This window comes from Bradyrhizobium sp. USDA 4503 (assembly GCF_054055815.1).
Genome location: NZ_JBSRXS010000001.1, coordinates 5,528,274 through 5,542,247 on the forward strand (window position 1 = coordinate 5,528,274; position 13,974 = coordinate 5,542,247).

Consider the following 13,974-nt stretch of genomic DNA (forward strand, 5'->3'; position numbering starts at 1 on the left):
GCCATTGCAGCAAGCATCGAGCGTGTCGTTATCCGCAGCCCAAGCGCTTCCGTTCTATACCAACGGCATGCGCATCGGGCTGCTTGGCGGCTCGTTCAATCCGCCGCACGCCGCGCATCGCGCCATCAGCCTGTTTGCGCTCAAGCGCCTGCAGCTCGACCGCGTGTGGTGGCTGCTGACGCCGGGCAACCCGCTGAAGAACCATGACGGCCTGCATGCGCTTGCCGAGCGCGCCGAGGCCGCGCGCCGCGTTGCCGATGATCCGCGCATCGACATCAGCTGTCTCGAAGCTGTCATTGGCGTCAGCTACACTGTGGACACGATCATCCACTTGCGCCGCCGTGTCTCCGGCGTGCACTTCGTCTGGATCATGGGCGCTGACAATCTCGCGCAATTTCATCGCTGGAAAGATTGGCGGCGCATCGCGTCCGATGTGCCGATTGCCGTGATCGACCGTCCGCCCCAAAGCTTCCGCGCCCTTGCCGCACCGGCGGCGCAGGCGCTCGCGCGCTATCGCATGCCCGAAAATCAGGCGACACGGCTGGCCGACCAGCAGGCGCCGGCCTGGGTGTTCCTGACAGGAATGAAATCCAATTTGTCTTCGACCGGACTTCGGAACCCGGACGGGAGCTGGAGAACGGCATGAAGCGCAAAAGGGTTACTGGAATATTGAAACCATTAACCCCACATGCGTAGTATGGCGCGTGGGGCCGAGGATTCGGCACCCGCGATACAGTGAAAGGAATGGTCCCTGGCCACATCTGTATTGTCAAAGTCTGTTTTACCCAAGGTTCCAAAGACTGCGCGTAAAACATCGACGAAAACCGCGGCCTTGCAGGCGCAACCGGACGCCGACAAACCGGATGCCAACAAGACGCTGAGCCTGATCCTCTCCCGCCTCGAGGACATGAAGGCGGAAGAGACGGTCACCATCGACCTTCGGGGCAAATCCGCATATTCCGACTACATGATCGTCACCACCGGCCGGGTTAACCGGCACGTTGGCGCGATCGCGGAAAATGTGACGAAGAGCCTCAAGGAGAACGGGGTCAAGAACATCCATGTCGAGGGCTTGCCCAATTGCGACTGGGTGCTGATCGATTCCGGCGAGGTGATCGTGCACGTGTTCAGGCCTGAGGTGCGCGAGTTCTACAACCTCGAGCGGTTGTGGACTCAGAACCCGGCGGTCGCGGCGGTCTAAGGGGGTTCGAAGCCGATGCGAATCGGCTGCAGCGCAGCTAGTCTGCGTTGATGCGCCTTGTCGTGATCTGCATCGGCCGTCTGAAACAGGGCCCTGAACGGGAGCTCGCCGAGCGTTACCGCGAGCGCTTCGAGGATATCGGCCGCAAGCTCGGGTTTCGCGGCCTCGAGATCCACGAGATCGCGGAAAGCCGCGCGCGCGACACCGCCGCGCGCATTGCCGAGGAGGCTGCGGCGATCTCCGCATTGCTGCCTGAGAAGCACGCGCTGGTCGCCCTCGACGAACGCGGCAAGAGCATCGACAGTGCGACCTTTGCCCGGCAGCTCGGCCGCTGGCGCGACGAGGGAACAACACATACTATCTTCGTGATCGGCGGCGCAGACGGACTTTCGCCTGAATTGCAGCGCAAGGCTTTGTTGCGAATTGCATTCGGCTCCGCGACCTGGCCGCATCAAATGGTCCGCGTCATGCTTCTGGAACAGATTTATCGCGCCGCAACCATTTTGGCCGGCCACCCCTATCATCGCGCGTAAGGCGTGGTGACGGACAGTCGAAACCACTGAACTCACGCGAATGCAGCACAAGCGGGACACAGCTTCGTATTCGGCTTCGCATGCCGGCACCGCGCGCCGCCGCCGGCTGCCGGCATCGCTGCCGCTGTCGATCGCGATGTTCGCCTATCCGCTGGCCGCGGCGCATGGGCAAGCGACACCACCAGCGCAGCAATCCGCGCCGCCGGCGCAGCAGGCCGCAACCGCGGAGCCATCGCCCGATGCGATCAAGCAGCGCGAACAGGAACTCGAGGCCGCGCGCGAGCAGCAGCGCAAGGCGACCGAGCTGCAGGAGAAGCTGAAGGCCGACATCGCCGCGATCGGCCAGGACCGCAGCAAGCTCAATCAGCAGCTGATCGACATTGCCGGCCAGGTGCGCGGCGTCGAGACGCGGATCGCGGACGCCGAGACACGCCTGCAGCCGCTCGACGGCCGTGAGCGGGAGATCCGCGCCTCGCTCGATTCACGCCGCTCCGAGGTGATCGAGGTGCTGGCCGCGCTGCAGCGCGCCGGGCGACGCACGCCGCCGGCGCTGCTGGTGCGGCCCGAGGACGCGCTGCAATCGCTGCGCACCGCAATGCTGCTCGGCGCCGTGGTGCCGGAGTTGCGCGTCCGCGCCGAGAAGCTTGCGGCCGATCTCGGCGAGCTGGTGGCGCTGCGCAAGACCATCTCGACCGAACGCGATGCGCTGGCGGCCGACCGCGACAAGCTGAAGGAAGACCAGACCCGGCTGGCGGCGCTGGTCGACGAACGGCAACGGCAGCAGAGCGCGGCCGAAAAGGACATGGAGGCCGAAGGCGCCCGTGCCATCGCGCTGTCGAAGCAGGCCGACAATCTGCAGACCCTGATCGCCAAGATGGAGCAGGATCTCAAGAGCGCGGCCAAGGCCGCCGCCACCGCCAGCCTCCAGGGAGCGCCGGCGACGGTTAACGGCAAGCCGAATCTGGGGGCGCTCAAGGACCCGGCCCGCATGAGCCCGGCGGTCGCTTTCGCCTCGGCCAAGGGCCTGTTCTCCTATCCCGTGAACGGTACCAAGATTCGCGAATTTGGCGGTTCCGACGGCGCGGGGGGCGTACAAAAAGGCATTTCTTTGGCAGCCAAGCCGGGCGCGCAGGTCACAACCCCGTGTGACGGCTGGGTTGTTTACGCTGGTCCTTTCCGTAGCTATGGACAACTCTTGATCCTCAATGCCGGGGGCGGGTATCATGTCCTGATCGCCGGGATGGAGCGTATTTCGGTAAACATCGGCCAGTTTGTACTTACGGGGGAGCCGGTTGCGACCATGGGGTCGACGTCCCAAGTTGCATCCATTCTCGCGACAAATGCGAGCCAGCCAGTGCTCTATGTCGAGTTCCGGAAAGACGGCACTCCAATCGATCCAGGTCCATGGTGGGCCGCAAATGAAGGCGAAAAGGTTCGCGGATGATGCGCAAGACTTCGGTAATTCTCCTTAGCGCCGCCACCGGCGCGGCCCTGACGCTTTTCGTTACGCAGCCCCGCGCTGTGCTGATGGGATCGAGCGCGCGCGCCGCGACGTCGGACACCTATCGCCAGCTCAATCTGTTCGGCGACGTGTTCGAGCGGGTGCGCAGCGACTATGTCGAGAAGCCCGATGACAGCAAGCTGGTCGAATCCGCGATCTCCGGCATGCTGACCGGCCTCGACCCGCACTCGAGCTACATGGACGCCAAGAGCTTCCGCGACATGCAGGTGCAGACCCGCGGCGAGTTCGGCGGCCTCGGCATCGAGGTCACGATGGAAGACGGCCTGATCAAGGTCGTCTCGCCGATCGACGACACCCCGGCCTCGAAGGCCGGCATCATGGCCAACGACATCATCACGACCCTCGACGACGAGGCGGTGCAGGGTCTGACGCTGAACCAGGCCGTCGAGAAGATGCGCGGTCCGGTCAACACCAAGATCAAGCTCAAGATCATCCGCAAGGGCCAGGACAATCCGATCGACGTCACGCTGGTGCGCGACAACATCCGCGTCCGCTCGGTGCGTGCGCGCGTCGAGGCCGATGACATCGCCTATATCCGCATCACCACCTTCAACGAGCAGACCACCGAAGGCCTGAAGAAGGAGATCACCAATCTGCAGGGCCAGATCGGCGACAAGCTGAAGGGCTACGTCATCGATCTCCGCAACAACCCCGGCGGCCTGCTCGAAGAAGCGGTCACGGTGTCCGACTCCTTCCTGGAGCGTGGCGAGATCGTCTCGACCCGCGGCCGCAACGCCGAGGAAACCCAGCGCCGCGCCGCCCATCCGGGCGACCTGACCAAGGGCAAGCCGGTGATCGTGCTGATCAACGGCGGCTCGGCATCGGCCTCCGAAATCGTCGCCGGCGCGCTGCAGGACCACAAGCGGGCGACGCTGGTCGGCACCCGTTCGTTCGGCAAGGGCTCGGTGCAGACCATCATCCCGCTCGGCTCGGGCAATGGCGCGCTGCGCCTGACCACCGCGCGCTACTACACGCCGTCGGGCAAGTCGATCCAGGCCAAGGGCATCGTGCCCGATATCGAGGTGCTGCAGGACGTGCCGGAAGAGCTGAAGGCGCGCACCGACACCAAGGGCGAAGCCTCGCTGCGCGGCCATCTCAAGAACGACGGCGACGAGAAGACCGGCTCGCAGTCCTACGTCCCGCCGGACGCCAAGGACGACAAGGCGCTGAAGATGGCCGACGACCTGCTGCACGGCATCAAGTCGACCTCAAGCGCACCAGCGGCGCCGGAGGCCGCGCGCGACAAGGCCGCGGTCGACAACAAGCCGGGCAACAAGGCCGCGAACTGATTTAATCCGATCGATTCGGCGAACAGGGCGGCCCGCGGGCCGCCCTTTCTGCTTTCGGTGTCCACCCGTAACCGTGCTTTGCCGGGCAGGCCGGCGCGCGGGATTGCACCGCATCGTGCTATCGTTCGCGCTGTTGATTCGGGGAGGGTCATGGCAGAAGCGGCCGACGAACTGAGCACGCCGCTTGGGCAGACGACCGTGGGCAGGACGCGCCGGTTTCGCCTGCCATTCACGGCGATGCAGGCGCTCGCCGTGCTGCTCGGGCTCGTGCTGGTCGGCTTTGTCGGCATCGCGCTGTTCGACGACAACCCGCTCGGGGGCGAGCCGATCGCCCGTGTCACGCTCCGCAATCCTCCGCCCGCCGCCGCTGACGACAAGCACGCTCCAGCCGCCCAGGCGGCGGCCAAATCCGCCGCCAAGGCCCCGGCCGCAGCCAGTGACGCGAGAACCGTCACCATCATCGACGGCTCCAGCGGCAAGCGCCAGGACGTGGTGATCGGCGCCGGCGATCCGGCCGACAAGGCCGACGGCGATACGCCGCCACTTGCGATGACTGGCATCGATCCGCGCCTGCTGGAAAAGTCACGCTACGGCATGATCCCGGTGGTCGCCGACGGCCTGAAGCCGTTCACGGTCTACGCGGCCGAGGCTGACCGCGCCAAGGCCGCCCGGATGCCCGTGGTCGCCATCGTGGTCGCCGGCCTCGGCGTCGGGGCCGCCAAGACCATCGACGCCATCATGAAGCTGCCGCCGGCGGTGACGCTGGCCTTCACGCCCTATGGCTCCGATCCGGGCAAGCTTGCGGAACGCGCCCGGACCCAGCGTCACGAGATCCTGCTGCAGATCCCGATGGAGCCATTCGACTATCCTGACAACGATCCCGGGCCGCAAACCCTGCTGACGACGCTGAGCAGCGAGCAGAACCTCGACCGCTTCTATTGGCACCTCAGCCGCCTGCAGGGCTATGCCGGGATCGCCAATTTCATGGGAGGCCGGTTCGTTGCGGCCGATCCCGTGATGCAGCCCATCGTCCGCGAAGCGGCAAAGCGCGGCCTGAGCTATTTCGACGACGGTTCCACCCCGCGTAGCGTCGCGCAGACCCTCTCAGCGGGGCAGGCATTGCCGTTCGCCAAGGCCGATTTCGCCATCGACGCAGTGCCGACGTCGGCGGAAATCGACCGCGCCCTGGTCAAGCTGGAAACCATCGCCAAGGAACGCGGCGCGGCGGTGGGCGTCGCCTCGGCGTTGCCGGTCTCGATCGAGCGGCTCGGCGCCTGGCTCAAGACACTGGACTCCAAGGGCATTATGCTTGTGCCATTGACAACGGCGATGCTGAAATCAAAATCGGGCTAAAGATTCAATCCGTTGGAGCAGCTCGAGACCTTGCCGGGGGGGCCGGGTCGGGCGGCTCCAGAAAATGTGCGAGGTAGCGGCAGCATGGCACGTTATGAAGACCTGCCCTATCGAACCTGCGTCGGCATCATGCTGCTGAATACTGCGGGGCTGGTCTTCATCGGACGCCGCGCGGGCGGCATCGAGCATGTCGACGACGCGCATGTCTGGCAGATGCCGCAAGGCGGCGTCGATCCCGGCGAGGATACGTTTCAGGCGGCGCGGCGCGAGCTCTATGAGGAGACCAGCATCAAGTCCGTGGAGAAGCTCGGCGAGGTCTCGGACTGGCTGATCTATGATATCCCGCGCACCGTCGCCGGCCGCGCCTGGAAGGGCCGCTATCGCGGACAGCGGCAAAAATGGTTCGCGCTGCGCTTCACCGGCGATGAGAACGAGATCAACGTCGCCAATCCGGGCGGCGGCCACAAGGCCGAGTTCATCACCTGGCGCTGGGAGCCGATGAAGAATCTGCCGGGGCTGATTGTGCCGTTCAAGCGTCCGGTCTATGAGCGCGTCGTGAAGGAATTCGCCGGTCTGGCGGCCAAGTAGCCGACCGGGTCAACGCGCGACGTACCCACTGAATGTCATCAGATAAGCCCTATCGCCCCAATGTGGGCATCGCGCTGTTCAACGCCGACGGACGCGTGCTGATCGGCCACCGGATCAAGGACGACGGTCCGGAGATCGTGCTGCCCGGCCTCGAATGGCAGATGCCGCAGGGCGGCATCGACGCCGGCGAGGATCCGCGCCAGGCCGTGATGCGCGAATTGTGGGAGGAGACCGGGGCGGTCAACGCCGACTATCTCGGCGAGACCGACTGGATGACCTACGAATTCCCCGCCTATGACGGGCCGGCATCGCACCGGCTCGCCAAGTTCCGCGGCCAGCGGCAGAAATGGTTTGCGCTGCGCTTCACCGGACGCGACGAGGAGATCGATCCATTGACGCCGCGCAACGGCCAGCCCGCCGAATTCGATCAATGGCGCTGGGAGCGCCTCGACCACGTTGCCGATCTCGTGGTGCCGTTCCGCCGCAACGTCTATCGCGCGGTCGCGACCCGGTTCGCGGAATTCGCCGGCTGATCCTGCGGCGGTATGCGCCGCGCGTCGCCCGGTGTCATGCCGTAGGTCGAACGGAAGACGCGATAGAAGGTCGCGATGCTGTCGAAGCCGCACGAGAACGCGATCTCGTCGATGCTGCGCTCCCGTATGGCGTAGAGCGCGCGCCTCGCCGCCTTCAACCTTGCCGCCGTCAGCGTCCGCGCAAATGACAGGCCGGTCGGCTCGAACAGCGCATGCAATTGCCGCAGTGAGATGCCGAGCTCGGCGGCAACCGCGGCCGGCGTGAGCGAGGCGCGATGCAGGTCGCGGAACAGAATTTCACGGGCGGCATGAAGGTAGCCCGCATGCAGCGCGGCACGGATTTCGTCCTGGCGTGGCCGCACGCGTCCGCGCGCGAGCAGCGCCAGGCGCACCATATGCGCAACGTCGTCGGCGAACTGCCCGGCTTGCGCGAGATCTCGCGTCATCGAGCGGAACATGGCGCCGACAAGCCGGGTCAGGCTCGCATCACGCGCCAGCGCGACCGGCGGCGCATCCTCGATCCGCGCGCCGAGCACGAGCTCGTCGGTGACCGGGATCTTGAGGCTGAAGAAGTCAAAGCCGTCGGTCCGTTCGGGTGTCGAGGCAAACGGAAGATTGGAATGGCCGAACACCAGGTCGCCGTTGCGCACAAACTGGACACGATCGCGACCGATATTCATGTGGCCGGGGCCGCGCACCTGCCAGGCGAGATGCAGGCTGTTGCTCGGAACGCGCGCGATGTCGGATGCGGTCCGGCTGACGCGGTAGGAGGAAGCCGACATTTGCGCGAGCACGGCACTGCCCACCGGCGTCGCGGAGAAGCGCCCGCGGAAATCGGCCCTCTTGTCGCGCTCGAGTTCGATCGTGACCCCGAACAGGCTCTTGCCGCGCACCTCGCACCAGTGCTCGAAACGGTCCTGGGGGCGGAGAGCATCGGTGGCGAAGGTCAGCACGGCAGCTTGTCCGTTATGTCAGGAATGAAATCGCGATGCGGTCGGGCCGTATCGTCATCGCGCTGCAGCTTGTCATTTGTGCGCGATCCCTGCTGTAACCTGCTTCACATATTTGCAGGTCGTTCGGTCGGGCTGACCGCGAAGAAGCGACTTGTCGAGAAGAGGCGAGCCGCCGCAGCGTCGCTTCCTCATCGTCGGCAACCAATCGGCCCTGACTTGCAATATCGGCCGCGAGGATTGCTGCGACCTTACGCTTCATGAGTAGCGGCCCCCGAACCCAGATATGCCGAGGAGAATGCCGCCAGACGATCCCGCGCGCAATAAACATTGAACGCTCGCCACGGCGTGGCGAGCGTTGAATTATTCAAGCCTTCTCAGGCGATGATCGAAAAAGTGCGAGCTATTCCACTAAGGGGTCGGCTCACTCGACATGGCGGCGCGATCGCCGGTCGGCAACCGCGCCTTAGTGCATAGCCGTCGTGTTGAGCTCTTGCTGGATGCTCTTGAAGTGGTCGAGCCGCTCGATCGCGTGGTCGAGCTCGGAGCCCTCCTTCTCGGCGAGCTTCTCCTGCATCTCGTTGATCGTCTCGGCGAATTTCGCGCGATCGATGTCCGCAAGCGCGGTCGCGACGTCGGCGAGCACGGTGAGGCCCTTGTCCGACACCTCGGCAAGGCCGCCGAGCACGATCACCTTCTCGCGCTTGCCGGCGGTCGTGATCGTCAGGATGCCCGGACGAACCGTGGCGATGACCGGAGCGTGTCCGGCGAGCACACCGAAATCACCCTCCACGCCGGGGACGTCAACCTGATCGACCTCGCCGGAGAAGGCTAGCTTTTCGGGAGAGACGAGATCGAAGTGGAAGGTGGCCATGGTCTTTCCGTTCTTTGCGCTGTCCCCCGCGGGTTCGACCCGCGGGTCCATCAGTCAAAAATACTTCTCGTGCGATGGATCGCCGGATCAGGTCCGGCGATGACGACATCCCGAAGCTTAGGCGGCTTCAGCCGCCAGCTTCTTGCCCTTCTCGACGGCTTCTTCGATGGTGCCGACCATGTAGAACGCCGCTTCCGGCAGATGATCGTACTTGCCCTGGCAGAGATCGCGGAAGCCCTTGATGGTGTCGGCGAGGTCGACGAACTTGCCGGGGGAGCCGGTGAACACTTCGGCGACGTGGAACGGTTGCGACAGGAAGCGCTCGACCTTGCGAGCGCGGGCGACCGTCAGCTTGTCCTCTTCCGACAGTTCGTCCATGCCGAGAATGGCGATGATGTCCTGCAGCGACTTGTAGCGTTGCAGAATCTGCTGGACCATGCGCGCGGTGTTGTAGTGCTCGTCACCGACGACGAGCGCCGACAGCATGCGCGAGGTCGAGTCGAGCGGATCCACCGCCGGATAGATGCCCTTTTCCGAGATCGCGCGCGACAGCACCGTGGTGGCGTCCAAGTGCGCGAACGAGGTGGCGGGCGCCGGGTCTGTCAAGTCGTCGGCCGGCACGTAGATCGCCTGCACCGAGGTGATCGAGCCCTTCTGGGTGGTGGTGATGCGCTCCTGCAGCGCGCCCATGTCGGTGGCGAGCGTCGGCTGATAACCCACCGCCGAAGGAATACGGCCGAGCAGCGCCGACACTTCCGAACCCGCCTGGGTGAAACGGAAGATGTTGTCGACGAAGAACAGCACGTCCTGGCCCTGGTCGCGGAAGTGCTCGGCAACGGTGAGACCGGTCAGACCGACGCGGGCGCGGGCGCCCGGCGGCTCGTTCATCTGGCCGAACACCAGCGCGCACTTCGACTTCACGCTCGGATCCGGATTGTGCGGATCGGCGTTGACCTTCGATTCGATGAACTCGTGATAGAGGTCATTGCCTTCGCGGGTGCGCTCGCCGACGCCGGCGAACACCGAGTAACCACCGTGCGCCTTCGCGACGTTGTTGATGAGCTCCTGAATCAGCACGGTCTTGCCGACGCCGGCGCCGCCGAACAGGCCGATCTTGCCGCCCTTCGCATACGGAGCAAGAAGGTCGACGACCTTGATGCCGGTGACGAGAATTTCGGCTTCGGTCGACTGGTCGGTATAGGTCGGCGCTTCCTGATGGATGGCGCGCAGGCCGTCGGACTTGATCGGGCCGGCTTCATCGATCGGCTCGCCGATGACGTTGATGATGCGGCCGAGCGTGCCTTCGCCGACCGGCACCCGGATCGGTTCGCCGGTGTCGGTCACTTCCTGGCCGCGCACGAGGCCCTCGGTGATGTCCATCGCGATGGTGCGGACGGTCGATTCGCCGAGATGCTGCGCGACTTCGAGCACCAGGCGGTTGCCGCCGTTCTTGGTCTCGAGTGCGTTCAGAATCGCCGGAAGGTGGCCTTCGAACTGCACGTCGACCACGGCGCCCGTGACCTGGGTAACGCGACCGATCTGATTGGCTGCTGTAGCCATGGACTGTTCTCCTTCGAAAATCTGCCTTAGACCGCCTCAGCGCCGGAGATGATCTCGATCAGCTCCTTCGTGATCTGGGCCTGACGGGTTCTGTTGTAAATCAGGGTTTGCTTGCGAATCATCTCGCCGGCATTGCGGGTCGCGCTGTCCATCGCGCTCATCTGTGCGCCATAGAACGAGGCGTTGTTCTCGAGCAGCGCGCGGAAGATCTGCACCGCGAGGTTGCGCGGCAGAAGGCTGCCGAGGATCTGGTCCTCTTCAGGCTCGTATTCGTAGGACGTGGAGGGCGCCGCATTGGCCGCGGGCGCAGCCACCTCCAGCGGGATGATCTGCTGCGCGGTCGGGATCTGCGCGATCACCGACTGGAAGCGCGAGTAGAACAATGTGCAGACATCGAACTCGCCGGCCTCGAACCGAGCCAGCACCTTGTTGGCGATGTCCTCGGCATTGGCGAAGCCGATCTGGCGCACCGAACGCAGGTCGAGGTGCTCGACGATGCGCTTCTCGAACGTCCGGCGCAGCTGCTCGTAGCCCTTGCGGCCGACGCAGAAGAATTTGACTTCCTTGCCCTGCGCGAGCAGCGCGTTCGCCCGCTCGCGCGCCAGGCGCACGATGGCAGAGTTGAACGCGCCGGACAGGCCGCGTTCGCCGGTGCAGACCAGAAGCAGGTGCACCTGATCGTTGCCGGTGCCGGCAAGCAGCGCCGGCGCGCCGGGCGTGCCGTTGGCTGCCGCGGCGATGTTGGAAATCACCGCATCCATCTTGGTGGCATAGGGCCGCGCCGCTTCGGCGGCGTTCTGCGCGCGGCGCAGCTTCGAGGCTGCGACCATCTGCATAGCCTTGGTGATCTTCTGCGTCGCCTTGGTCGAGGCGATGCGGACCCGCATGTCTTTTAGTGACGCCATTCTTCGTTCACCCCGGCGATCCGACCACAATGGTCAGATCGCAAGCCTCCGTTCGTCACGCCCGGCGGCGAGCCGGGCGACGCCCCATTCGTTATGCAAACGTCTTGGCGAAGCCCTCGACGGCCGTCTTGAGCTTGGCGGCGGTGTCGTCGGACAGATCGCGGCTGGTGCGGATCGCATCGAGGATGTCGGCGTTCTTGCCGCGTAGCAGCGACAGCAGACCGTCCTCGAACGCCTTCACCTTGTTGAGCGGCAGCGGATCGAGATAGCCGTTGGTGCCGGCCCAGATCACGCAGACCTGCTCTTCCATCTTCAGCGGCGAGAATTGCGGCTGCTTCAGAAGTTCGGTCAGACGCGAGCCGCGGTTGAGCAGGCGCTGGGTCGAAGCGTCAAGGTCCGAACCGAACTGCGCGAACGCCGCCATTTCGCGGTACTGCGCGAGCTCACCCTTGATCTTGCCGGCGACCTTCTTGGTCGCCTTGGTCTGCGCCGACGAACCGACGCGCGACACCGACAGACCGACGTTCACGGCGGGACGGATACCCTGGAAGAACAGATCGGTTTCCAGGAAGATCTGGCCGTCGGTGATCGAAATCACGTTGGTCGGAATGTAGGCCGACACGTCGTTGGCCTGGGTTTCGATGACCGGCAGCGCCGTCAGGGAGCCCAAGCCATGCTCCTTGTTGAGCTTGGCGGCGCGCTCGAGCAGGCGGGAATGCAGGTAGAACACGTCGCCCGGATAGGCTTCGCGGCCCGGCGGGCGGCGCAGCAGCAGCGACATCTGGCGATAGGCGACGGCCTGCTTGGACAAGTCGTCATAGATGATCACGGCGTGCATGCCGTTGTCGCGGAAGTACTCGCCCATGGTGCAGGCGGTGAACGGCGCGATGTACTGCATCGGCGCCGGATCGGACGCGGTGGCCGCGACGATGATCGAGTATTCCAGCGCGCCCTGCTCTTCGAGCACCTTGACGAACTGCGCGACGGTGGAGCGCTTCTGCCCGATCGCGACGTAGACGCAATACAGCTTGAGGTTCTCGTCCGGCTGGGCGTTGAGCGGCTTCTGGTTCAGGATGGTGTCGAGCGCGATCGCGGTCTTGCCGGTCTGGCGGTCGCCGATGATCAGCTCGCGCTGGCCGCGGCCGATCGGGATTAGCGCATCGATCGCCTTGAGGCCGGTGGCCATCGGCTCGTTCACCGACTTGCGCGGAATGATGCCGGGCGCCTTGACGTCGACGCGCTTGCGTTCGGTGGCCTGGATCGGGCCCTTGCCGTCGATCGGGTTGCCGAGCGCGTCGACGACGCGGCCGAGCAGGCCCTTGCCGACCGGCGCGTCCACGATCGCGCGGGTGCGCTTGACGGTCTGGCCTTCCTTGATCTCGCGGTCGGCGCCGAAAATCACGATACCGACGTTGTCGGTTTCGAGGTTGAGCGCCATGCCGCGCGTGCCGTTCTCGAACTCGACCATTTCACCGGCCTGAACGTTGTCGAGACCGTAGACGCGGGCGATACCGTCACCGACCGACAGCACCTGGCCAACTTCGGTGACCTCGGCTTCCTGGCCGAAATTCTTGATCTGGTCCTTGAGGATCGCAGAAATTTCTGCGGCGCGGATGTCCATCAGCCTGCCTCTTTCATCGCGTTCTTGATCGAATTGAGTTTGGTGCGAAGCGAACTATCCACCATGCGGCTGCCGAGCTTGACCACCAGGCCACCAATAATGGAGGGATCGACCTTCACGTTGAGCGCGACGTCCTTGCCCGTCACTGATTTCAGTGCGGCCTTCAGCGCGTCGAGATTCTTGTCACTGAGCTGCTCGGCGACGGTGACTTCTGCAGTCGCCTCGCCCTTGAACTTCGCCACCAGCGCGCGATAGGCGCGGATCACATCGGCAACGGCGAACAGCCGGCGATTGGCGGTGAGCACCTTGAGGAACTTGGCCGACGTGCCGGCGATGCCGGCCTTGTCGAGCACCGCGGTCAGCGCCTTCAGCTGGGCGTCCGCCGCGAACACCGGACTGCGGACGAGGCGCTTGAGATCGGCGCTCTCGTTGAGCAGGGCCTCGAACTTGTCGAGGTCGGCCCGGACTTGATCGACGGATTGCTCGTCGCGCGCCAACTCGAACAGGGCCGTTGCGTAACGACCGGACACTCCCGAAACGGACGGATCTTCAGCAGCCACGAGCTCGCTCTTTTTTGCTGTCAAATTCGCAAGGGAAAAACCGTCGCCACCAAAGCAGCGCCTAGCGATCCAAGCCCTTGGAATTCAAGCGGGACTTCGATTTTCGACCGGCACAGGACGTGCCGGGACCGTTAAAATCGCGGCTTTGCTAACATAGCAATCGCGCAGGTGCAACATGACGGCATCGTGAGTGCAGCCTTGTCGCATGCGCTTTTTGCCGACCGCAGCCGGTGGCCGAACCGGAAAATTTGGCGCGCGGAAATTCGGCGCGTCGGCTCCGATTCGCGCCGCCGCGATTTTGTTCCATCGAAATTTGCATAGGCCTATGGCCGAGCGCGCAGGGAACTCCGGGCCGGCTGCGGTTTCATTTAGCGATTACTTACCGAAAACTTACCGTCGCCTCGATAATCAGTATTGGCAAGTATATTGATCGTTAAAAATTGGTTAAACAGCAAGATTACGGGACCTCGATTGACTACCCCAAG

General features: G+C 64.4%; 15 protein-coding genes. 8 read left to right on the forward strand and 7 right to left on the reverse strand.

All coding sequences use genetic code 11. The features are described from left to right. Window positions 1-22 precede the first annotated feature (22 nt). The 8 genes from ACVMIH_RS26365 (at window position 23) to ACVMIH_RS26400 (ending at window position 7,019) form a co-directional block, all read left to right on the forward strand. Window positions 23-646 (forward strand): nicotinate-nucleotide adenylyltransferase, encoded by a 624-nt coding sequence (locus ACVMIH_RS26365; protein WP_080583350.1) that lies wholly within the window; start codon window positions 23-25, stop codon window positions 644-646. Window positions 647-832: 186 nt separating this feature from the next. Next, on the forward strand, window positions 833-1,201 hold the full coding sequence (rsfS, locus tag ACVMIH_RS26370; RefSeq protein WP_016847840.1) for a ribosome silencing factor: 369 nt from the start codon (window positions 833-835) through the stop codon (window positions 1,199-1,201). 50 nt (window positions 1,202-1,251) lie between these two features. Next, window positions 1,252-1,734 (forward strand): 23S rRNA (pseudouridine(1915)-N(3))-methyltransferase RlmH, encoded by a 483-nt coding sequence (rlmH, locus tag ACVMIH_RS26375; protein ID WP_456866560.1) that lies wholly within the window; start codon window positions 1,252-1,254, stop codon window positions 1,732-1,734. A 40-nt stretch (window positions 1,735-1,774) separates the two neighbouring features. After that, window positions 1,775-3,178 (forward strand): murein hydrolase activator EnvC family protein, encoded by a 1,404-nt coding sequence (locus ACVMIH_RS26380; RefSeq protein ID WP_057020911.1) that lies wholly within the window; start codon window positions 1,775-1,777, stop codon window positions 3,176-3,178. After that, window positions 3,175-4,545, forward strand: coding sequence for a S41 family peptidase (locus ACVMIH_RS26385; protein WP_253638315.1), 1,371 nt, complete (start codon window positions 3,175-3,177; stop codon window positions 4,543-4,545). Before ACVMIH_RS26380 ends, ACVMIH_RS26385 begins: the two co-directional genes overlap by 4 nt. A 150-nt stretch (window positions 4,546-4,695) precedes the next feature. Further along, window positions 4,696-5,898 (forward strand): divergent polysaccharide deacetylase family protein, encoded by a 1,203-nt coding sequence (locus ACVMIH_RS26390; protein WP_456863983.1) that lies wholly within the window; start codon window positions 4,696-4,698, stop codon window positions 5,896-5,898. Window positions 5,899-5,982: 84 nt separating this feature from the next. After that, window positions 5,983-6,486, forward strand: a complete 504-nt coding sequence (locus tag ACVMIH_RS26395; protein WP_028336325.1) for an RNA pyrophosphohydrolase — start codon at window positions 5,983-5,985, stop codon at window positions 6,484-6,486. 32 nt (window positions 6,487-6,518) lie between these two features. Further along, window positions 6,519-7,019: an RNA pyrophosphohydrolase gene (locus ACVMIH_RS26400; RefSeq protein ID WP_057020914.1), complete on the forward strand. Its 501-nt coding sequence runs from the start codon at window positions 6,519-6,521 to the stop codon at window positions 7,017-7,019. On the opposite strand, the gene ACVMIH_RS26405 is transcribed toward ACVMIH_RS26400, so the two are convergent. From ACVMIH_RS26405 to ACVMIH_RS26435, 7 genes are all read right to left on the reverse strand, one after another. Then, window positions 6,977-7,972: a helix-turn-helix domain-containing protein gene (locus ACVMIH_RS26405; RefSeq protein WP_057020915.1), complete on the reverse strand. Its 996-nt coding sequence runs from the start codon at window positions 7,970-7,972 to the stop codon at window positions 6,977-6,979. The two genes, ACVMIH_RS26400 and ACVMIH_RS26405, sit on opposite strands and share 43 nt — an antisense overlap. 13 nt (window positions 7,973-7,985) lie before the next feature. Continuing rightward, the gene (locus tag ACVMIH_RS26410; RefSeq protein ID WP_156436571.1) at window positions 7,986-8,231 is read right to left on the reverse strand and encodes a hypothetical protein; all 246 of its coding nucleotides are present in this window, start codon (window positions 8,229-8,231) and stop codon (window positions 7,986-7,988) included. A gap of 204 nt (window positions 8,232-8,435) precedes the next feature. Continuing rightward, on the reverse strand, window positions 8,436-8,843 hold the full coding sequence (locus ACVMIH_RS26415) for a F0F1 ATP synthase subunit epsilon (RefSeq protein WP_028336321.1): 408 nt from the start codon (window positions 8,841-8,843) through the stop codon (window positions 8,436-8,438). A 117-nt stretch (window positions 8,844-8,960) separates the two neighbouring features. Then, the gene (gene atpD, locus ACVMIH_RS26420) at window positions 8,961-10,403 is read right to left on the reverse strand and encodes a F0F1 ATP synthase subunit beta (RefSeq protein ID WP_016843821.1); all 1,443 of its coding nucleotides are present in this window, start codon (window positions 10,401-10,403) and stop codon (window positions 8,961-8,963) included. A 26-nt stretch (window positions 10,404-10,429) separates the two neighbouring features. Next, complete coding sequence (locus tag ACVMIH_RS26425; protein WP_057020916.1) at window positions 10,430-11,308, reverse strand: F0F1 ATP synthase subunit gamma; 879 nt, start codon at window positions 11,306-11,308, stop codon at window positions 10,430-10,432. 91 nt (window positions 11,309-11,399) lie between these two features. After that, complete coding sequence (gene atpA, locus ACVMIH_RS26430; RefSeq protein ID WP_028340804.1) at window positions 11,400-12,929, reverse strand: F0F1 ATP synthase subunit alpha; 1,530 nt, start codon at window positions 12,927-12,929, stop codon at window positions 11,400-11,402. Next, window positions 12,929-13,489 carry a F0F1 ATP synthase subunit delta gene (locus ACVMIH_RS26435; RefSeq protein ID WP_028340805.1) on the reverse strand — a complete coding sequence of 187 codons (561 nt, stop codon included), beginning with the start codon at window positions 13,487-13,489 and terminating at the stop codon, window positions 12,929-12,931. The genes atpA and ACVMIH_RS26435 overlap by 1 nt, the downstream gene beginning before the upstream one ends. Window positions 13,490-13,974 lie beyond the last annotated feature (485 nt).